This is a genomic window from Pirellula sp. SH-Sr6A (assembly GCF_001610875.1).
Lineage (GTDB): Bacteria > Planctomycetota > Planctomycetia > Pirellulales > Pirellulaceae > JBKCUI01.
Genome location: NZ_CP011272.1, coordinates 3,559,757 through 3,580,673, shown reverse-complemented (window position 1 = coordinate 3,580,673; position 20,917 = coordinate 3,559,757). Strand labels below are relative to the sequence as shown.

The 20,917-nt window shown below is 56.2% G+C and carries 14 protein-coding genes and 1 rRNA gene; 9 read left to right on the top strand and 6 right to left on the bottom strand.

The window, feature by feature from the left end:
• Window positions 1-301 precede the first annotated feature (301 nt).
• A 16S ribosomal RNA gene (locus VN12_RS13860) occupies window positions 302-1,802 on the bottom strand.
• A gap of 787 nt (window positions 1,803-2,589) precedes the next feature.
• Between VN12_RS13860 and VN12_RS13855 the strand changes: the two genes are divergently transcribed.
• Entirely contained in the window at window positions 2,590-4,131 is a 1,542-nt protein-coding gene (locus tag VN12_RS13855) for an AAA family ATPase (RefSeq protein WP_240491147.1), read from the top strand.
• A 30-nt stretch (window positions 4,132-4,161) separates the two neighbouring features.
• Here VN12_RS13855 and VN12_RS13850 read toward each other — a convergent pair whose 3' ends face one another.
• Window positions 4,162-5,016 (bottom strand): deoxyribonuclease IV, encoded by an 855-nt coding sequence (locus VN12_RS13850; RefSeq protein WP_146677389.1) that lies wholly within the window; start codon window positions 5,014-5,016, stop codon window positions 4,162-4,164.
• Window positions 5,017-5,206: 190 nt separating this feature from the next.
• Here VN12_RS13850 and VN12_RS13845 point away from each other — a divergent pair, with 190 nt between their 5' ends.
• The 7 genes from VN12_RS13845 (at window position 5,207) to VN12_RS13815 (ending at window position 13,306) form a co-directional block, all read left to right on the top strand.
• A complete protein-coding gene (locus VN12_RS13845) occupies window positions 5,207-5,797 on the top strand; it encodes a hypothetical protein (RefSeq protein ID WP_146677388.1) in 591 nt (196 codons plus the stop codon).
• A 120-nt stretch (window positions 5,798-5,917) separates the two neighbouring features.
• Window positions 5,918-7,924 carry a DUF4129 domain-containing protein gene (locus tag VN12_RS13840; protein ID WP_146677387.1) on the top strand — a complete coding sequence of 669 codons (2,007 nt, stop codon included), beginning with the start codon at window positions 5,918-5,920 and terminating at the stop codon, window positions 7,922-7,924.
• Window positions 7,925-7,935: 11 nt separating this feature from the next.
• Window positions 7,936-9,378 carry a DUF4350 domain-containing protein gene (locus VN12_RS13835; protein WP_146677386.1) on the top strand — a complete coding sequence of 481 codons (1,443 nt, stop codon included), beginning with the start codon at window positions 7,936-7,938 and terminating at the stop codon, window positions 9,376-9,378.
• A gap of 34 nt (window positions 9,379-9,412) precedes the next feature.
• Entirely contained in the window at window positions 9,413-10,381 is a 969-nt protein-coding gene (locus tag VN12_RS13830) for an AAA family ATPase (RefSeq protein ID WP_240491146.1), read from the top strand.
• A gap of 42 nt (window positions 10,382-10,423) precedes the next feature.
• Window positions 10,424-12,277, top strand: coding sequence for a DUF58 domain-containing protein (locus tag VN12_RS13825; RefSeq protein WP_146677385.1), 1,854 nt, complete (start codon window positions 10,424-10,426; stop codon window positions 12,275-12,277).
• On the top strand, window positions 12,274-13,080 hold the full coding sequence (locus VN12_RS13820; protein WP_146677384.1) for a hypothetical protein: 807 nt from the start codon (window positions 12,274-12,276) through the stop codon (window positions 13,078-13,080). Before VN12_RS13825 ends, VN12_RS13820 begins: the two co-directional genes overlap by 4 nt.
• 1 nt (window position 13,081) lies before the next feature.
• Window positions 13,082-13,306 (top strand): hypothetical protein, encoded by a 225-nt coding sequence (locus VN12_RS13815; RefSeq protein WP_146677383.1) that lies wholly within the window; start codon window positions 13,082-13,084, stop codon window positions 13,304-13,306.
• Between the two features lie 171 nt (window positions 13,307-13,477).
• On the opposite strand, the gene VN12_RS13810 is transcribed toward VN12_RS13815, so the two are convergent.
• The 4 genes from VN12_RS13810 to der all read right to left on the bottom strand — a co-directional run bounded on the left by VN12_RS13810 (window position 13,478) and on the right by der (window position 19,502).
• Window positions 13,478-13,936: a carboxypeptidase-like regulatory domain-containing protein gene (locus VN12_RS13810; RefSeq protein WP_146677382.1), complete on the bottom strand. Its 459-nt coding sequence runs from the start codon at window positions 13,934-13,936 to the stop codon at window positions 13,478-13,480.
• Window positions 13,937-13,949: 13 nt separating this feature from the next.
• Window positions 13,950-14,912: a DUF1559 domain-containing protein gene (locus VN12_RS13805; RefSeq protein ID WP_146677381.1), complete on the bottom strand. Its 963-nt coding sequence runs from the start codon at window positions 14,910-14,912 to the stop codon at window positions 13,950-13,952.
• Between the two features lie 172 nt (window positions 14,913-15,084).
• Window positions 15,085-17,571 carry a hypothetical protein gene (locus VN12_RS13800; RefSeq protein ID WP_146677380.1) on the bottom strand — a complete coding sequence of 829 codons (2,487 nt, stop codon included), beginning with the start codon at window positions 17,569-17,571 and terminating at the stop codon, window positions 15,085-15,087.
• Window positions 17,572-17,792: 221 nt separating this feature from the next.
• Window positions 17,793-19,502, bottom strand: coding sequence for a ribosome biogenesis GTPase Der (gene der, locus VN12_RS13795; RefSeq protein ID WP_146677379.1), 1,710 nt, complete (start codon window positions 19,500-19,502; stop codon window positions 17,793-17,795).
• A 161-nt stretch (window positions 19,503-19,663) separates the two neighbouring features.
• Here der and VN12_RS13790 point away from each other — a divergent pair, with 161 nt between their 5' ends.
• A complete protein-coding gene (locus VN12_RS13790; protein WP_146677378.1) occupies window positions 19,664-20,602 on the top strand; it encodes a uracil-DNA glycosylase family protein in 939 nt (312 codons plus the stop codon).
• Window positions 20,603-20,917 lie beyond the last annotated feature (315 nt).

Here is a 20,917-nt window from a genome sequence, read left to right as displayed (position 1 = left end):
GTAGAAACGTGGCGGCTGCAAGGTGCGGTCGGCGATCTCACGCGGTCAGCAAGAGCTTTTCGTTCATGCGAGAGCGAAAAGAGTGGTAGAAGGGCATAGCTCGCCGGTTGAAACAGCCTTGCTTTGTGTTCGGAAAAGGCAATAAAAAAACCCAGTTCAATCTTGCGACTGAACTGGGCCTCTAATTTGAAATCCGGTGTTTTTCGCCATCAACGTGAGGTTGACGGTTAGACGAGTTTGATCTTCTCGAGGGTTTGTGCTCACTTATGTGCTCGGTACGAGACCGAACATAAATCCTTAGAAAGGAGGTGATCCAGCCGCAGGTTCCCCTACGGCTACCTTGTTACGACTTAGTCCCAATCATCAAGTTGACCTTCGGCGCCTGCGTCCTTACGGTTCGCTCAGCGACTTCGGGCCCCCCCAATTCTCGTGGCTTGACGGGCGGTGTGTACAAGGCTCAGGAACACATTCACCGCGGTATGCTGACCCGCGATTACTAGCGATTCCAGCTTCATGCAGGCGAGTTGCAGCCTGCAATCCGAACTGAGCAACACTTTTTGAGATTTCCTCGATCTCGCGATTTTGGTTCCCTTTGTATGTTGCATTGTAGGACGTGTGCAGCCCTAGTCATAAAGGCCATGAGGACTTGACGTCATCCCCACCTTCCTCCGGTTTAACACCGGCAGTCTCTCTAGAGTCCCCGCCATAACGCGCTGGCAACTAGAGATAGGGGTTTCGCTCGTTAAGGGACTTAACCCGACATCTCACGACACGAGCTGACGACAGCCATGCAGCACCTGTGCAAAAGCTCCCTTGCGGGCACCCCAACCTTTCAGTCAGGTTCTTAAGCATGTCAAGACTAGGATAAGGTTCTTCGCGTAGCCTCGAATTAAGCCACATCCTCCACCGCTTGTGTGAGCCCCCGTCAATTCCTTTGAGTTTCAGCCTTGCGACCATACTCCCCAGGCGGAGCACTTAACACTTTCGCTACGTCCGAAAGACTGTGAGAGTCCTTCAGACTAGTGCTCATCGTTTACGGCTAGGACTACCGGGGTATCTAATCCCGTTCGCTACCCTAGCTTTCGTTCCTCAGCGTCAGAAAATATCCAGTAAGCCGCTTTCGCCACCGGTGTTCCAGATGATATCAATGCATTTCACCGCTCCACCATCTGTTCCGCTTACCCCTATATCCCTCAAGCCCTACGGTTTGGGGCGCAATTCCTCGGTTGAGCCGAGGGCTTTCACACCCCACCTACAAAGCCGCCTACGAACTCTTTAAGCCCAGTGATACCGAATAACGTTTGGAGAGCTCGTCTTACCGCGGCTGCTGGCACGAGCTTAGCCTCTCCTTCCTCCAGGGTTCATTCAAGTTGCCCTTAATCCCCCTCGACAGCGGTTTACAACCCGAAGGCCTTCATCCCGCACGCGGCGTCGCTCGGTCAGACTTTCGTCCATTGCCGAAGATTCTCGACTGCAGCCACCCGTAGGTGTCTGGCCAGTGTCTCAGTGCCAGTGAGGCTGGTCGTGCTCTCACACCAGCTACCCATCATCGCCTTGGTGGTCTATTACACCGCCAACAAGCTAATGGGGCATGGGCTCATCCAGGGGCAGTAAACCTTTGGTCCGTAGACCTTATCGGGTATTACCTACAGTTTCCCGTAGCTATCCCCGACCCCCGGGCAGATTCCCATGTTGTCCTCTCCCTTTCGCCGCTTTCCTGTATTGCTACATTCTCGCGCGACTCGCATGCCTAATCCACGCCGCCAACGTTCATTCTGAGCCAGGATCAAACCCTTCACTTGTGTATGCTTAGACTACCCAGTATTGCTACCAAACAGCCTTGTCAAACTAGTTGCGGCTTTGAAACCGGTCGGTGGTTTTGGTCATTTACCACCATTTTTAAAATTTCACAAAACTTCTCAAGAAGTGACGTTTGCTAAAAACATCTATCAAACTCATCCACCGGATTGTCAAAGATCAATTTATCCAACTCACCAACGTTTTCGCTGACACAACTCACTCTTCCGAGCTCGCGACCAGCTAGTCGTCGTTTTGTTGGGCTCAACATGGTAACCGCTGTTATCGGTTCGTGTCAAGCGTCCTCACTACTTTTTTTGAATCAACTTTTTATCGTCGAGTCGCTTTAAGTTTCGGCGACCGGAGTCGTCCGCAGCGAGGAGGCGAAAAGATACGGGCACCCCCGATTTATTGCAAGTGGTTGGATCTCTTTTCTTGGAAGTTTTTTTGCTAACCTTCGAAAACCTATGTTTTTCATGGGTTTTGAGCGAATCCCCTCCCTTCCATTTCGCCCTGGACAACCGCTTCCCGGAAGCATTTCTCCCCCTCCCGCTCCTTACCCCTAGTGGCTCTATGCCCACTCACCCCCCAACGATTGCTCAGAACATGCGAGTTCTGACGTTTCGCTCCCCACATCCCTACTCCTTGAAGGGGGAATTGACCAAGCATCGGTGCGAATTTGACCGATGCTTACCCCGTGGAGCATTGGTTTTCCGCGCCCCACGGGTTTCCCAATGCCCGCCGTGGAGGCCCGCACGTTGTCGCATGAACAGCTTCCCCCTCGTTTCTCCAATGAATTCGCACTCTGATATGAACGCTCCCAACCTGAACTCCCCCCCAACCACCAACCGCGCCACCAGCTCGCTCGAAGAAGCCCTTGAACGGATCAACCGGCTGGCGAACCAATCCCTGCCAGGCCCCTCGGCCCCGATCGCCCCCCAATCGGACGCTTCCCCAGCCTCCGATCCGGCTGCGACTCCCTCGCCGGCCGTCCCGTCCGTCCCTGCTCCTGTCCTTCCATCGAAGCTATCCGGGGAAGGGCACCCGCTGCTCAAAGTCACTCACAACCCCTGCGAACCCCTGCTCCCCCTCGAGCCCACGTCGCTCGAACAAGCGGGATTGAACGGCCAAACGATTGAAGAACTGGTCATGCGATACCTTCTCAATCGCGGGGAAGCACCCGGTCGAACCATCGCCGATCAACTCAAACTCCCCTTCCGGCTGGTCGAACCCACCCTCACCAAGCTCAAAGCGCAACAGCTGAGCTGCTACCTGGGCTCCACAGCCGTCAATGACTACATCCACTCCCTCACCGACGCCGGGCGGGACCGCGCACGCCGCCACATGCTCAAAACAACCTATTTCGGCGCGGCCCCGGTCCCGCTCTCCCATTACATCCAATCGGTCCGACTCCAATCGGTCGAACACCAACACCCCACTCACGAAGATCTTCGCAAAGCGTTCTCCGACCTCCTCATCGCCCCCCAGCTCCTCGCCCGACTCGGTCCCGCGGTCAACAGCGGCCGCGGTATGTTCCTCTACGGCTACCCTGGGAACGGGAAAACAAGCATCGCGGAACGGATCACCCGCGCCTTTGGCGAATACGTCTGGATCCCTCGCGCGATCAACGTCGACGGCGATCTCATGCGTATCTTCGATCCCCTCAATCACGAAGAACACCCCCACCAACCCTCCGATGGTCTCCTTCGCGATACCCAAATCGACCAACGCTGGGTCCGCATCCGACGACCTACCATCGTCGCCGGTGGTGAATTGACCATGTCGATGCTCGAGGTCTCCCGCAACCCGGAAACGAACATCAGCGACGCACCTCTGCAAATGAAAAGCAACTGCGGCGTTCTCCTTATCGACGACTTCGGCCGCCAACGAATGAGCGTCGACGAACTGCTCAACCGCTGGATCGTCCCCCTCGAAAAGCGCTACGACTACATCAGCATCAGCAGTGGTAAGAAAGTCCAAGTCCCGTTCGATCAGCTCGTGATCTTTAGCACCAACCTCGAACCCAAAGACCTCGTCGACGACGCCTTCCTCCGCCGGATCCCTTACAAAATCGAAGTTCTCAACCCCGAGGAAACGGCGTTTCGCAAACTCTTTGAGATCATGTGCAAATCGCTCAACATCCCGCACCGTCCCGAGATCATCGACTACTTGATCGAAAAGCACTACAAGCCCATCGGCAGACCGATGCGCAATTGCCACCCACGCGACTTGCTTCTCCAAGTCCGCGCGTACTGCTACTTCAACTCCTCACCACTCGAATTGAAGAAGGAGTACATCGACTTTGCCGTCGAGAACTACTTCTCCATCATGTAGCCCCATTCACCCATCGCGGGAAAGGATCCGCTAGATCAACGATCGAAGCACGCGCACATTGACGCCATCCCAGTCCTCTCCCTCCTCGTTGGTCCCCTTCTCGGTTTCCAAATACATCGGGCATTGACTGAGATCAGGGTGGTGTAGGACTCGCTCAAACCCTTTCAGACCAATCGTCCCCAATCCGATGTGCTCGTGGCGATCCACCCGCGAGCCACACCCTTTCTTGCTGTCGTTGACATGCAATGCCCGGATCGCCCCCCAAACACCTTCCTCGCGTGCCTCTCTCTCGAGCCGCTCCAATCCCTCTGCCGCCGCCATGTCGTAGCCCGCAGCGTGGGCGTGACAAGTGTCCAAACAAACCCCCACGCGTTTGGCCGCACCCGAGCGAGCCAGCAACCAACCGAGCTGCTCCATATTCCACCCCAAACAAGACCCCTGCCCAGCGGTATTCTCTAGTAATAACCAAGCCTTTCCCGCTCCAACCTTATCAAACACACGATCGATCCCCTGGGCAATCCGCTCCAGTCCCGCCTCGGGGCTGGAGTCCACATACGCCCCCGGATGCATCACCACTCCATCCAAACCGAGCTGCTCAGCCCTCTGCCATTCGATCACCATGGCATCGATCGACTTGAGCCACAATTCTTCCTTGGGCGACCCCAAGTTGATTAGATATGATGCGTGCGCCAAAGGATTTTGAATCCCGGTCCGCCGAAGCGACTCGGAAAAATGGGCCTCGTCCTCAGTCGAAATCGGCTTAGCCGCCCACTGGTTGTTGTTCTTCGTAAAGATCTGAACCACATCCATATCCAGTGCCTTCGCAGCGTCAACGGCTTTGTAATAACCGCCTGCAATACTCATGTGCGCCCCGATTTTTACCATCGCAAACCACCCGCTTTACCTATTGCCCCAAACCTTGTCCCAAACCCTCTTGATCCTCGTGTCGCCGAATCGCTACAAGGCAGAGTGGAACGGGACAGTGTAAAAGCCTGGAATCGATCCCGACAGTCCCTTTCGATATCCCCTAATTTTGATCCTCGCAGGATCCCCCGTAGGAACAAGGTGATTTGCCATGCTATCCAACCGCAACTCGTATCGATCCGCCTCCACCTGCGCGGCGCTCGTACTCAGTTTCGTAACCACTGGATGCACCGGACTAAACAACTCGCTGCCCCAGGCCTTGGGGGTCAATAGCGCATCGCGCGTCCCCGCACCTGCCACCGGCTCCTTCGCGACTCCCAACTCCTACAATGGCACGGGAAGCAATCCAGCGCCGAGCGGAGCACCTCCCGTTACCAGCAGCAACCCTGCGGGCATAAAGACGTCGCAAGCCTCCCCGCTGGAACAGCCGACCAGCCAGCTTCTTTCCTCGCTTCACCAAGCCCAATCGCAACTAAACTCGGCGACCTCGCAAGCGCGGGATACGATCAATCAATCCGCCGAAAACTTGAACGCCTCGGTTTCGTCCGCCACCCAGCGCATCGACCGCCTTGGACAAGGCGTGATCCAAGCGTCCGCAATCCTCTCCGATGCGGCCAAGGAATCGATCGGCTCCGGTGTCGCACCGATAACCCCCTCGCCCACCAACGCCCCCGTCGGCCCCGAGGAAGAAACCGCCACTCTCGATCCCAACGCAGCTTGGCGCCGCCCCACTCCCCGCTAGCCTGACTACACGCGGACGTGCAAGCGAGAAGCCGGCAGGTAAAAAACTTCGACACGGTCTATCCTGCACCGGTACAATAGGTCTCCTTCTCGACGGGACCTTACCTCCTCGGCTTCCAAGATGCACAACGCGACGAAACTTATTCGAACGGCAGCTTGCGTGGCTCTGTGTTGGTTCGCTCCCGCCGGCCCCCTTCTCGCACAAAACAGCTTGCCCGCCCCGAACAATCAGGACGCGCGCCCCCTCCCCCTCCCCGGACGCTCCGCACCCACCAGTCGCGAAACGGAATACCAACGCTGGATCCCGCTCGACGCTTCCCAAGGCCAAAGCCCGAACCCGCTCGAACTGTTGGCACGCCTCCAAAGACCAAACAAACCTTCGTCGGATCCCTTCTCCTGGAAACAGCTTCAAAAGGCGTTCCAAGACAACCCCGGGCTGGCCGATCAACTCCAAAATCTCTCACCCTCCCAGCGCGAACAACTGAAGCAGCTGGCCGAATCGTTCAGCCAACAGGCATTTCCGAATGGCTCCCCCAAGAGTTTGGACGATCTCCCACCAGCTTTGCGACAGCAGATGGAGAGCTCTCCCGAACTCAAAATGCTTGCTGAGGAGATCGCAAGATCGGCCGAACGGACCGACCCTCCCAGAGAGGGTTACCCAAGAGAACGGCAACGCGGTGACGGGCAGCGAGTGGACGGGCAACGCGGTGCGTCGCCTTCGGACGACCCTTTCGATTCGGCAGACTCTCCCGAGCCGTCCCCTGACGATTTAGAGCGTCAACTGCAAGATCTCCTGGAGAATCGCACCGGCGGTGCCAACGATCCCAATGCCTACCGCCGATCCACCACTCCCAATTCTGACGAATCCACGCCACGCCCATCCTCCAGGTCGCCCTCCTCAAACCCAGGGGACGCTTCCAATGGACGGCGTAGGAGCGACGATGCGGCCACCGCCCCGCCCCTGGGCGACTCGCAAACTCTCGACCCGTCGAGACGAAACAATCCGTCGGGCACCCATCCTTCGACGAGCAATCCGCAACCGGATTTTCCGTTAGCAGCGAGTCCCGATGGATCGGGGGCGGATGGGGTCTCGGAGGAAGCATGGCAACGCGCGGAACTGGAGCGGATCCAGAAGCGATGGGATGAAATCCAAAGTCAGCGTGCGTTGGCCGAGCAACGCATGCAACAACGTCATCAAGCCTTGTCCCGAAACGCGTCTCGAAACGCCAATGAAGCCGGCCTCCAACCCTCGAACAGTGCGTCCGGCGAATCCTCGCTCGATAAAATTCGACGCAAACTCCGCGAACTGGGGCTCAGTTCCTTTCTCCAACAAATCGCAAAGGAAGCGGTAGGGGTCGAACAAAAGCAACTCGATCCCGCTCAGGATTTCAACCGGGAATCGGACAAGCTCGCTACGTCCTCGGCCGCCAAACCTTCGAATTCGCTTGCCCCAAGCCTTGCATCGAAGCCCCCCAATCCGTCTCGTTCGAACGATTCGAATTCTGTTGGCCAAGCGTTCAACGAAAACAGCAACCGCTGGGGCGAAGGGATCCCAAGCGAGGATAAAGACAACGGGTCTCGCATGGGCTGGTTCACCGATAGCAACTCCCTCGCCGGCGGCACGCGATCGTCCGCACCACAAAACAAGCAAAACGATGCACCTGAGAAGGCGGAGGAATCCCCGTTTTCTGTTCCGAGCCTGGGGGACTTTCCCAGCCTTCCGGCATGGTTTTGGCTCGTCCCCTTATTGTTTGCTCTACTCCTTGCGACGGTTTATCTGCTTCCCCGATCTCGGGCCATGCTGGACCGGATCACGGGACGCGCGGCCGCCGCGGCGAACCGGGCCGAATCCCAGCTGGGTGATATCCAAGGTCGCGAAGACGCCGTCCGCGCCTTTCATTGGATTCTGGAGAGAAAAGTGCGTGGCTTCGAATCTTGGTGGACCTCGCGACGGGTAGTCGAACATGTCCGACACCGAAGGGAACCGTTGCAGCCTCAAGTCGCCGAGGCAGCCAACCTTTACGACTTGGCTCGCTATACGCCCGAGACCTATCGATTGGACTCGAACGAACTGGAACGCATGCGGCAAGCCATTCGGGCTTGCGCTTCCGCCGAGACGATCGGTTGAGAGGTAAACGCATGGGAGCCGGTCCATTCCTGCCGCGAGGGTTCTTCGCAATCGGTATCTTCGTCCTCGGAGCCTTCCTCGCAGGCGCTCCCTCCCGAGGACAGTCCACTCCCAGCATCGATACCAACGATCCCGCGTGGAGTTTCCGATACGAGCTGCTACAAATCTTGCTCCAGCAAAAGGGTCTGGATGCGGAGCCGAAACTCTCCAGCACCTTAGCCAATCCCACCAGCCATTCGCTCCTCATCCTCGGCGACACCAGCGCCCTTACAGACCGGTTTTGGGAAAGCTGCGACTCTTACGTCGCATCGGGGGGACGGCTCTTGATCGCGGTCGACTCGCTGAGGAATTCGTCACTGGCTCAAATCGACCGAGGCCCCGCGCTGACCGAAAATCCCGCCGATCGGCTCCGCGGATTCGGTGACTGCATCCTTTTGCGGAACTTGGCGGTCCGGCACCCCTTAACCGAATCCCTCACCTCGATCGCCACAAATCGCACAGGTTGGATCGTCCGTCGAAGCAACCGGTACAGCTGGCAAAACCTGATGACGTTGCCCGAAAACATCCGGCCCAGTGCCGCCGAACGCAAACCGGTAGGCATCGTAGGAACCCTGGAACGCAACCTCAATTCGGAACGCAGCGATGCACCCGAGTCGGTTTTACCAGCGGGGGATATCGTTATCCTGTCGGACCCGAGCATCCTGTCCAATGGCATGTTGTGGTACGAGGACAATGGGGCGTTTGCGGCGAAGCTGGCGGACTGGCTTTCGGAGGACAATCGCAGCGCTTTTACCATGATGGTTAGCCAGGAAACGCAAGAACAGTTTCCGATCGAGGCTCTACTACCACCGGAACCTCCCGACGACATGGTTCCACCCACCCCTCCCATGCCTCGCATGGAAACGCTTTTGGCGGTCGCCAATCGAGCCTTGGCAGATTCCGCACAACCCGATCGGATCAATCGTCGTTTGCGAGATCAACCGCGAGGTTATTCACCGGAACGTTACGCGCGATGGGTATGGCAGGCCCTAGGATGGCTGCTGGCCGCCGGGATCCTTTGGATGTTGCTCCGCCGGGCCCCTTATTTCCGTCCGATGCCCCCTACCAAACTTCCGCGAACGGCTCGGCAAATGCTTCTGCAGTCGCAGCCGCTCGAGATTCAAAATAAAATCGCGGCGGAATCCCTCGCACGCGAATTCTCGCGAGAATGGTCAGGATCAGAAACTCTCGCCGAATGGAGACGATGCTTGGATGAGATCAAGGATCTGCCTCACGAGAGCTTGTCGCACGAAGACCGTATCCACATCGAATCGATTCTCGCCACGGCAGTCTTCGGGGGTCGAACCACCACCTCCGACGGAGATCTGGAGAATCTTTCCTTTTGGATTCGGGATCTTCTCGAACGCCATCGCCCAAGGCAGAAATTGGCCTCCCCCAACTTGGCGCCTTCCTAGTCGAGCAACCGCTCCCAACCCTACAAAAAAATACGTGAACAGCTCGCCTCTTCCTTTTCCTCCCTCCGCCATTCGCGATCTTCGACTCCGGTTGCAGGAATCGATCGGACAAATCGTTGTCGGACAAGCGAACGTTGTGGACCAAATGCTGATGGCCTTGCTCGCATCGGGCCACGTGCTACTGGAAGGAGTTCCCGGTACGGCCAAAACAACGTTATGCCGCAGTTTCTCCGCCGCGCTCGGACTCGACTTCGAGAGAATTCAATTCACACCCGACTTGCTACCAGCCGACGTGACCGGAACGCAAGTGCTCGATCGCCAAACGTCGAACTTCGTCCTCCGCAAAGGGCCCGTCTTCTGCCAACTGCTCCTCGCCGACGAGCTCAATCGAGCACCAGCTCGAACGCAGTCGTCGCTACTGGAAGCGATGCAGGAGAAGCAAGTGACGATCGAAGGGAAAACTCTGCCACTCCCCGAACCATTCATGGTCCTGGCAACCCAAAACCCCATCGAGCAAGAAGGAGTCTATCGCTTGCCGGAAGCACAGCTGGATCGTTTCCTCTTCCGAATTCTCGTCGGCTACCCGGATCGCGATCAAGAAATATCGATGTTGGAAGTCCACTCGAAACCTGTCTCGAAGCCGTCTCCGATCTGCACAGGCGAGCAAGTTCTGATGTTCCAAAAAGGAATCGACCAAGTCTTTTGCGCGAAAGAGCTGAAGGAATACGTGATTGATCTCGTGCGCACCAGCCGCACCCACCCCGACTTGGTACTAGGAGCGAGCCCTCGCGCCGCCATCTACCTTCTCAAGGCGGCACGAGTCCATGCCCTCTTGGAGGGGAGATCGTTTGTGACCCATGCCGATGTCCAAGCCCAATTGCTTCCCGTACTCGGACATCGCGTCATCTTGCGTCCTGAATCGGAGATGGATGGGCAGACCGTTTCTTCGATTGTGCAGCGACTTGTTCAAACCGTTCCCGTCGTTCCAACCTCGTCTTCCTAAGCCTCCAGATTCTTTCGTCCGAAAGAGAAACCAGGTCGCACCATGACGACAAAGGGGAAATGGGTCGCACTGATGAGCTTCTGCGGGCTTCTGCTCGCGCTGTGGGATCAACATCTACAACTGGCGATTCTCGCAGGGATGATGTTGCTTTGGATGCTCGTTGCTTATCTTTTCTTTCGCATCCAATGCGCTTGGTTTCGCTGGGGCTTACAGGCGACGCGCCGGATCCAAGAGCGTGAGGGGGATTCCGGTTTTCTCTGGGCTGGTCGGCAAATTCCGGTGGAACTGATTCTCGAAAGCCGAGGTCGGATCCCCAAGCGGATTGTGATACGGGACCAAGTTCCTCCGTTGTTCGCAGCGTCCACACGCGATCCCTCCAACAAGAACAAGATCGATGCGGATTCGTCCCATTCTGTGGCTGGCGAGTCTTCGATCCGATCCACGACGAAGATTCCATTCGTTTTGAGATGCCTGCGAAGCGTGAACCAATGGATCACGTCGGTCCCTGATCGCGACCATCCGCCCGTCGAAGACTACACGGTCACCGACTCCAAACGTCGGGTCATCCGCTATTGGGTGCGCCCACTCGCGGCTGGACATGCGATTCTGCCGGGAGTGCGATTGGAGCTCCGCGACGCTTGGGGTTGGTATCGGTACGACGATACCCTCGAATGCCGACAGCGGATTCACGTGCTGCCTGCTTACCGCGAAGGTCCCGAGCTGAGATCGCTGCTCAAGAACCAAAACGCCATCCCCCACCATGGTATCCACCGGCAGCGAAGACCCGGAATGGGATTCGAACTCCTCGAGCTCCGCGAGTATCGCGATGGCGATCCACCCAAATCGATCGCCTGGAAGGCCTCGGCACGCCGCGAAACATGGATGACTCGGCAATACGAAACCGAGATCCCTATTCGCATCCATTTGATCGTGGAGGGAACGATCGCGACTCGAATCGGCAGTTTTGGCCATCGAACGCTAGACCAAATCAACGGCGTCGCGGCCAGCATTGCCCGCATCGCTACCCAACACGGGGATTGGATCGGTGCTTGCCTTCTCGATGGCGAGCAAGAACTCATGCTGCCCGCTGCGGCGGGTGACAAGGGCTTTTATCGGATCGCGCAGAACCTTTCCCGATTCTCAAGCCAAGCCTTCCCGCAAAAAGTCCGGTGGAGCGAATCCTTACAAGCGACAGCCTTCGCATTTGCCAGCGAATACTACCCCCGGTGGATACGACCTGCCATCAATCCAACGGGCCTTTCTTGGCTCGACGGTCTCGGTTCCGCCACCCGTCGTCAACACGTCCAATTGGCGAATCTACTCGCTCATCGCTATCGGCTATCGATCCACGAGCACGCCGCCATGCTAGCCGATACGCAAGCCCTCGCGCATCAGCTCCAAAGGTTTCTCATGGAGCATGGACACGAATGGCAATCCCCGATGATCGCAGCCAGCGATATCCAGGACTCGTTCGCCCATAGCGATTGGCGTCCTATCGCCAATGCGATCCAAAGATCAGTGTTGCGAGCCAAGGACAACGAGGTTTACGTGCTTTTCGTGGACATGCTCGGAAGCTATCGCCCACTTCCCGAATTGCTCGATGCCCTCAAGATGGCCAAAGCGAGGCATCATCGCGTGGTGGTCATCTCGACCTCCCCTCATTTCGAACGCCCCGAGTCGATCGCGAATCGCTCTCTCCCCTCGACCGCGGAGGAACTGCGACAGTTCTCGGACCGAGTCCGCTCTGCGGAAACGGCGGAAACAGTTCGAAGATCGATGAGGGAACTCGGTATTCCATTCTCCATTAGTGCGACCGAAGAAACGATCGGCTGGATCCTGGCTGAAGTCGAGCTCGCCCGATCCGGGCGATTCACACCAACGGGAGCGAGATCATGACCCCCACTCCCACCCCTCGGACTTTCCCACCCTCGGATATTCGCTCGATCTCCCTACCACTCGCGACCCATACAGCAGTGGCGATCGCGCAGTTAGTCCTGTTCTCCTTCGCCATGTACGGCTGGATCCTCAACATCGCACCCGTTTTGGGCCCGATCGCTCTTCTCATCGCAGGATTCCTGGCTTGGGCATCGCTGCGGGTTCACTCGACGTGGTTTTTGCTCTTCTTGCTGGCCATCTCGTGGTGCACGCAGGGCACCCCTGGTCGAAGCCAAGCCTGGTTTGAGTCCGTTCAACTCGCAGCATGGGCTGGTTGCCTCTTCGCTTGGCGCACACATTACCACTCGCTGCACCAAAGTGTCGTCCGTCGGATTCTCCGATCCCCCTCTGCAGGGTCAGCCAAGGGAAATTCGTTGGCCACTTTTCTCCTTCAACTTATCCTGCGAGGCGCGTTCACGCTTCTCCTCGCGATCGGTCTGGCGGTCCTCTCGGCTGTTCTTCTCGGAAAGAACCCGATGCTAGAGGGGAGGCGAGGCTGGAGCCGGTGGGTGCAAGGATTGGAGGGGACCCTATGGCCTACACCTGAAATTCTCGTGACATGCCTCGCCATCGCTATCCTCCTCCGGGAATGGGAGTGGCGGCGACTGCGCCCCGAGGAGGCGAGCATCGCGATTCGCGCGCAGGCCATGCGGTGGCTCTACCCGGATATGAAACGAATCGTCGTTTTGTCGCGGCGCGCTCGATCGAAGCGAGAGGCCGAAACGACCACTCTCCATTCCAACCCTTCGTCAACGGAAGTTTGATATGTTTTTTTGGCTTCGTGAAATCGCCGGCTGGGCCATGGTGGGACTGGCTCTCTATATGCTCTGGATCGGATTGGGATTCCTATCGGATCTATCCAATCCCAAGATCATCGAATCCTCTGTCCTCAACTTAGCAGGACTCGGAGTGCTCAAAGCTGGCTTGACGTTGATACGACTATCGACGACCGCAAGGATCGCTCTCAAGCTTTCCAGGAGCGAGCGATAACGCCCACCCGAGAGCGGGACGTTGTTCACTGGCATATTCCATTCCGATTCCTCATTCTCGCTCACCGATCGGCGATCGGATCGGTGAGCGAAGACAGATCGGTCCTGCGAAGTGGGATGGGTCCGAAAATGCATTCGAGAATAAACTCGAGTATACATTCGCGTACGAAAACTAAGTGCTCTTCAGATCGAAATCGAACCGCACGGATCCCTTGGACACCTCGACTTCCAATATCGACTTCTTGTTGTACTTCTCCGGTACACGTTCTTGATCGGATCGCTTGGCGTCCGGATCCCCACCTTCGCTAGCAGGAGCTGTGTTTAACCCGAGAATCTTTTTGGTGGTGCTGATACGAACGACCTTCTTGCCGGTCTTGACTCCCTTCATCTCGGAATCGAACTGCAAGACATAGTTGCCTGCCGCGTCGGTGAGGGCGTAGGAGAATGTATCATCGTTCCGATCTTCAAAGGTCACCACAGCGCCCGCGAGCGGGGCACCATCCATCGTCACCGTTCCACTGGCGGTGACCAGCTCCACCATGCTGTAGTCGGCGACTGGTCCGCCGCATCCTAGACTCAAGAGCATGCCTAAGGCGGGTAGAAGCCATTTCCAACGATTGGTTGATGTCATGTGTTCGTTCCCCCTATTCATTGCTGTTGATCACTTCGCCCCGATGGCGTGTCGCCATGGCTTGGTAGGTGACCAAATCGAGGGATTGTGGCAGGAAGCGAACCGAGCCATCGGAGTAGACAAAGGACGCGCCGCCGGTGTGGTAACTACCGAAGCTCATCTCCATCAAGACACCGTGGATGGTGGGATTCTTTCTCGCATTGATTTGTACAACGGCGGACCCTAGACCTTCGCTGTGCTCCGTTCCGGTCAAACGGCCGGCCTTCCAAAGTCCCATTTGTGGGCTGAAGAATGCAAAGTAGTCCATTCCTTGATTGTCCTTCACGAAGTCACAGTCGGTGTACGATTCGCCGATTAGCAGGGTATTGGAAGTCCCATCGGCGATATCACCGAATCGAACGCGACTAGCGCCGTACAGAACGCCGTCCAAGTTGATTTGTTCGAGTGCAGTGAACTCGGCCGTGTTGAATCCGGCAGGTCGAGTGCTGGCATCGTCTGACGCAACCCGAGCACCCGCGACACCTCGATAGCTTACTGGCACGCGGCGAGCAATGGAGTTGTAATTTATGTACGTATCCTGCGCCATGCTGGGACAGCGAAAAGTAGGAACCAGCGTTTCGCACGCCGTCCGATTCGGGGAATGGAAGTTGGTCCAGTCGGTGCCCCAAGCTGGATTCGTATACGCCGAGTTGGCCCACACCAATGAGTTGAAAAGATTCCCCTGTTCCAATTGGGGGAGTATTTGTGAGCTCCAGAACTCTTGGTTCTCCCCGAAGCCTGCAGGGAAAACTCGGAATGCATCGTGATAGTTGTGCATGGCCAAGCCGAGTTGCTTCAGGTTATTGCTGCAACTCATTCTTCGAGCCGCCTCACGGGCCGCTTGAACAGCTGGCAACAGAAGGCCGACTAGGATTCCGATAATGGCAATGACCACCAACAATTCAACAAGCGTAAACGCAGATCTGCGCACTCTCATGATCTCATGTGCTCCTTAGGAGAGAATTCCAACAACGCGAATGGGCATAATCAGCGTGGGGCGTGATTTGCACAATCAATCTGAACTGCTCTTAACACATGCGGCCCGTACAACATCATGCAACGAGGCCGCATTGAAATTTCAATCGACACGTCCTTCTTACGAAGGAACCTTACTCAACATTCGATTCACCAAAACGTAACTCCGTCTTTGCCTCCTTATCTCCCTGTAGCCGGACTACGGTTACATCTTTGATTCGAATCTTCGGTGCGTTCTGGGATGGGGAGACTCGGCTCGCCGCAACCCATGGACGACTGATGGAAATACGTTTGGGTATCTCCGAATGAATCTTGGAATTCGCGATAATCTCGCCATTCACATAGCCTACACAGTGGGTGGACCAGACTTCGATCGCCAGCTGAAACGGGGCACCGTTTGGATTCTGAACGGCTACCGATTCGTTCACTGTTTCGAAACGCTCATTCGGCCGAAAGCTCCATTCAACGGCGCTTCGAAATGGGACAAAACGGATCACCGCGCTGGTTTCGCCGCGGTTCAGTCCACTGCCCCCGACATGCAAAGCCATCCCTTGCTCGTCCGAGACGTCGACTAGATTCTGGACACTTATTTCCACGCGAAACGGTATCTCGATCTGCACTCGTGGGGTCAGATAGAAACCGCCCCCGTTGGAGTCGCACTCGTATTCCAGGGTGGATTCGTTGCTCGGCTTCAAACGTTCGCTTGCAATCCAAAGTGCGCCCTCTGCGTCAAAGGGGATCCGAGTCGGCTTTCCCGAGAGGAACGATTGATTAACCGACAAAATCGATCGGGAGATCGCAATGGCTTCGCGTGTCGAATCCTCGAGAGCATCCTTCTCCAATTTCGCAACCATGGCTTCCGTTTCGACAAACTCATCCGGTGCAAGAGCGTCTTTTGAACGTATCAATCGTTCTGCGAGAGTCTTCCATTCCGGTAAGGGCTTGGCGTCGTAAGCGTTGGAGTAGGCACGCAGATGCACAGGGCTCATCTCGTAGTCGCAGAAACTTTCTTCCGTGCACAAGTCCGCATATTGCTTCATCAACCAACTTAGATTTTCAAAGTGCCCCTCCCCCCATAGCAGGGAACAGAACAATGCAATCCCCTTCGGATTGACCCCGTCGAATTTAGGAGCAGGGTTTTGGGACTGCATGAACTGCACCAACTTTTGAACCGATTTAACCATGGCGGTTTTCAGCGACTCGTCTTCCAAGGCTTCTTCATCCGTTGCGATGCTCAACGGATTCCACGCGTAAAGAGGCACTTTAGAATCCGGATTGGTTTCCAACGTGTTGATCATCATGGATGCGAGCCAAACCAACTTTCGATTCGACCCTCCCCATCGCGACATACAGGAAGTGAGATAGCTGTTATAGAAACTCACATTATCGAATTCGATGGACAACGCGTGGCGAAACCATACATCCATCGGACGCCCCGTGGCCCCGGAGATAAGCTGAGAACTCATCAATTGTCGCAGAACATCAGGATGGTTTGGATTCAACGTCCATGTTTTCACGATGATGCGCGTATTCAAGTCCGAGAATCGCTCGAAGACTTCCAACTCAAGGGGCGGGATTTCAGAGTAGGGGCGGCTCGCTCGATACTTCTCAGAAATCATCTCAAACAGAAGGCTCAACGAGAAGGTTTGAGACCACGGACGGCAAGCAGGTTCTTTGCGAGCTAGGATTTCCCTGCAAACATCCGAGTAGCCGGCCGCTGTAACGATTTCGGAACATTGTGCCAACAATCCCAAAGTCGAGAACAACAATCCGTCCGAAGATTGTGGGTCGGAAAAGATGTCGGCATAACTCGCTGCAAGCGTCTTACCAGCCAACTCATTTTCATCTTTCCATTCCGCTTTCGGATCGATGAACGATTGCTCGATGAGGATTCTCAAGTATGGCGGGCTCTTTCGTTGCGTTAAGGATTGGTGCGCCAGCATCCTTACCTCCGGCAACTTTTCTTTCTCCTTTCGAAGGCTGTGAACATGCGCCCTTAGGTAGAGCCCAAGAGGATCTTTGGATTGCTCGAAGAGGGCAAACTCTTCATCGGTCGCGGTATTCTGCCTATCCAACCATATGCGTTTGATGAAAGCCAAAAAGATAGGAGCGGCTTGCGCACGGAACTCTTCACTATCGAGCCCCACTTCCCGATAGTCCTGAACCAAGCCCTCGACGACGCCTTCGATGTGACGCCGTCGGCCTTTGGTCGTCCGAGCTTCTGGATGACCAAACGGAGTCTTCCAAAGATCCGACAAAGCGGCCTTGAGGTGGGGATCCTCCTCCAGTCGCCTGGCCTCTACCTTGTCCACTTCCTCGAGCAATTCCTGCATGTCCTGAATCCATGGCTGGGCGAGTCGCTCTATCTCCTCGTCATACAGGTTTTCGTAGGCGGGCATGGTGTACGAAAAGCGGTGCTTCACATCTTTCAAGAAACTCATCGACTCTTGAAACGGCACTACCTTGCCCGGCGGACCGCTGGATACCTCAGGAGTCGGAAACGAAAGCAACTTGTACTTGCGGATTTGGTACGTCAGGAGCCCGCCGGAAACTACGATCAAACCGATCGCGAGAATCCATGTCTGGCGGGAACGGGAACGCTGGGGAGATGCAGCCGTCATACGAGGAGGATCCAAAGAGGGTGCGTGTGGGGACGCCCGCCAAATACCTCGGCATGCTTCGAATCAACATCTAGAAGGCCGGAGAATCTTTCCGCGGGCGGGGAAAGCTTGGACGATCAGTATACAAGAACCCCAGCGCGGAAATCTTCAGCCTCCCTGCGAAAAAAGCGAAGAATTCCGTGATCCTTCTCAAAGAGCCAAATCAAGACTTCGAGACGACGCTAGGAATTGCGACGAGACGGATTGTCAGAGTCTGCACCGTCCTGATTGGGCAAATCAAGCTCGATGTCTTCGAACTCGCTCAGCTCTTCGTCCTGCACAGCATCTTCCCCCTCTGCAGACTCGTCTTCGATATGCTCGTCTTCGGTATGCTCGTCTTCGGTATGCTCGTCTTCGATACCCTCGTCCGCATCCTCGTCCTCGGGCTCTTCATTCTCCGATTCTTCGCTATCGAACTCGTCTTCGAATTCCTCTTCGAATTCCTCTTCGTACGTGTCGTCGGCGTCCTCGTCGTAAGCTTCGTCCTCAAACGAATCGTCGTCGCTTTCATCAACGACCGGCAGGAGGTTGGCGCGCATGGCGCTAGAGTCCCCAATTTCGTCGCGAGAATCGTCGCGAGCGCGAGGCTGGAGATAGAGCTTGATCGGGATCTCACCAAACGGAAGGTGATCTCGAAGGAAGCCTAGAAGATATCGCCGGTAGGGAGCCGTGAAGCCCTGCGGTTGGTTGCACACCACCACGATGCTCGGGGGCGCTTCGCTGACTTGGGTCGCGTAATAGATCTTTGGGCGTTTGAGCTGATACAAGGGCGGTTCGTGCTTCTCCACGGCCGCTTTGATCAATCGATTGAGTTGTCCGGTGGAGATCCGTTGCTGGGATTGCTTGAAAAGCATCTGGGCATGGTTGAGCAAGGCTTTGACGTTCTTGCCCGTTTGGCCCGTAACAAATCCGATCGGGCAATAAGCCATCGTTGGGAACATCTCGCGAACGTATCGAACCCATCGTTCGGTCGGCATTTGCCCGGCGAGTTGATCCCATTTATTGACGACAAAGATACAAGGCTTGTACTGCTCAGCAATGTAATGCGCAAGCTGTTTATCCACTTTGCTCATCTGTTGTTTGCAGTCAAAGAACAGCAGTACCACATCCGCCCGACGGATGCTGCGCTGGGCACGGTGGACGCCATACCAATCGATATCGGTCTTCACACTCTTGTTGCGTCGAAGACCCGGAGTATCGATGGCCATGAATTTATGGCCATCGAGTTCGAACATCACGTCGACGCTATCGCGGGTGGTACCGGGAACTTCGCTGACGATGACTCGCTCTTCTTTCGCGAGCGAGTTGACGAAGGTGCTCTTCCCGACATTTCGGCGCCCGACAATAGCGACCTTCATAATCGGAGGCTCGATATCCTCGGGCTCTTCAATCATCTCAGGCAAGCGCTGGACAATCAAATCCATCAATATGTCTTTATTTCGGTTCTGTTGCACGCTGACCAAAGTCAACCAACCCCGTCCCAGCTTGCGAAATTCCTGAGCATTCGCATCGAGGCTGGGACTATCGGTCTTGTTCGCCACCAACAGAATCGGCTTGTCAACCTTTCGAAGCCGAAGAGCGACTTCTTCGTCGAGCGGAACCAAACCGGCTCGCGTATCGACCACAAAGAGGAGAATGTCCGCTTCCTCGATGGCCGCTGCGATCTGCCCTTCGACTTGCTCGGTCAAGTTGTCGACATCCTCGATCCCCATTCCACCGGTATCGATGAGCTCGAAGTGACGACCATTGTACTCGATCAAGGTCGTCAACCGATCGCGCGTCACTCCTGCAGTATCCTCGACGATGGCCAAGCGACGGCCACCGATCCAATTGAAGATAGAACTTTTGCCGACATTGGGTCTGCCGACGATGGCAACGCGGGGAATTGGCATTATGAAGAGGTTGGTTGGACCGGACTGGAAAACCTGTTATCGTAGTCTCGATACGGGATTCGCGGGAGGGATTTTCCCCTCCAATCCACGGCGAATCCCCGCTGGAATCCCTGCTAGAGTCCTGGCGCACGCGGGAAATCACCGACCGTAGAAGAATCCTCATGAACTCCTGGGCATCGCAGGCCGCCAAACAACTCTTTCAATCCTGGGCTCGATGCGGCGTGACACACGTCCCGCGTCCCAGCGAGGCAGGGGTCCGCGACGCAGAAAAGTGGGTGGACCAATGGAGCGTCGATTCGGGGGTCGAAGCCGCAAAAAACCTCGGTGTGCACCCAAGCCTCCCTTCGAACAACGATGCGCTCGCACAGCCCTCATCGGAAATCAAGGTTGCAGCTCCCGCACAACCTGCCACCGTTCCAACTCCGCTCCCACCCGCCGCCCACCAGCGAACGACCGCTCCCCTGCCAAACCTCCCCGCAGGACAAACCACGTGGAGTGAACGTCCCCTTGAGCTCGCGGCCAGGGTCGAGCGCTTTCGTGTTTTGCAGGAAGAAGTGGCTGCCTGTCGCAAGTGCACGGAAATCGTGTGCCGCCGCCAAAAGACGGTGTTTGGAGTCGGACCGACCAACGCGAGGATTGTGATGTTCGGCGAAGCCCCTGGGGCCGACGAAGATCGTGCAGGAGAACCCTTCGTCGGTGCCGCGGGGCAGCTAATGGACAAGATCCTCGTCGCATCGGGCTTGAGCCGCGAAGAGGTCTACATCATGAACGCTCTGCGATGCCGGCCACCGAATAACCGCACCCCAACCGAAGCCGAAGTCGAAAACTGCAGACCCTTCTTCGAAACCCAATTGGAAACCATCCAACCCGAGTACATCGTCTGCTGGGGCGCGGTCGCCGTTCGGGCCGTTCTTCGTTCCACCGAAAGCGTGGGGCGATTGCGAGGCAAATTCCATAACTACCGCGGTGCGAAAGTCATGGTGACTTATCATCCCGCCTACCTCCTCCGCAATCCCGACGCGAAACGACTTACGTGGGACGATATGAAAATGCTCATGCGAGAACTCGGCATCCCGATCCCACCACCCAAACGAGCCTAATGGGAATGCGCGATCTCACACGGCGGACGCTGGTTGCATTCGCTCCGAAATCATAACATCACCGAACAAAACTTCGGTGCAACAAATCGTTCACACTAGCACTCCTGCACCCGTCCCATTTCTTTCCCCCTTGCGAGGGTTGCGCCTCTGCGAGTGTTTCCCGCCTCTGCGAGCGTTGTGCCTTGCGAGCGTTTCCCCTTTGCGAGCGTTGCGCCTTGGCGCGCCAATCCCCCCAAGTGCTTGGACGAGGTTCGATAAACGTTTCCTCCCTGCGATGGCAGAGGCTTGCCTCGGCCCTGCCAGCTCCTTACAGTT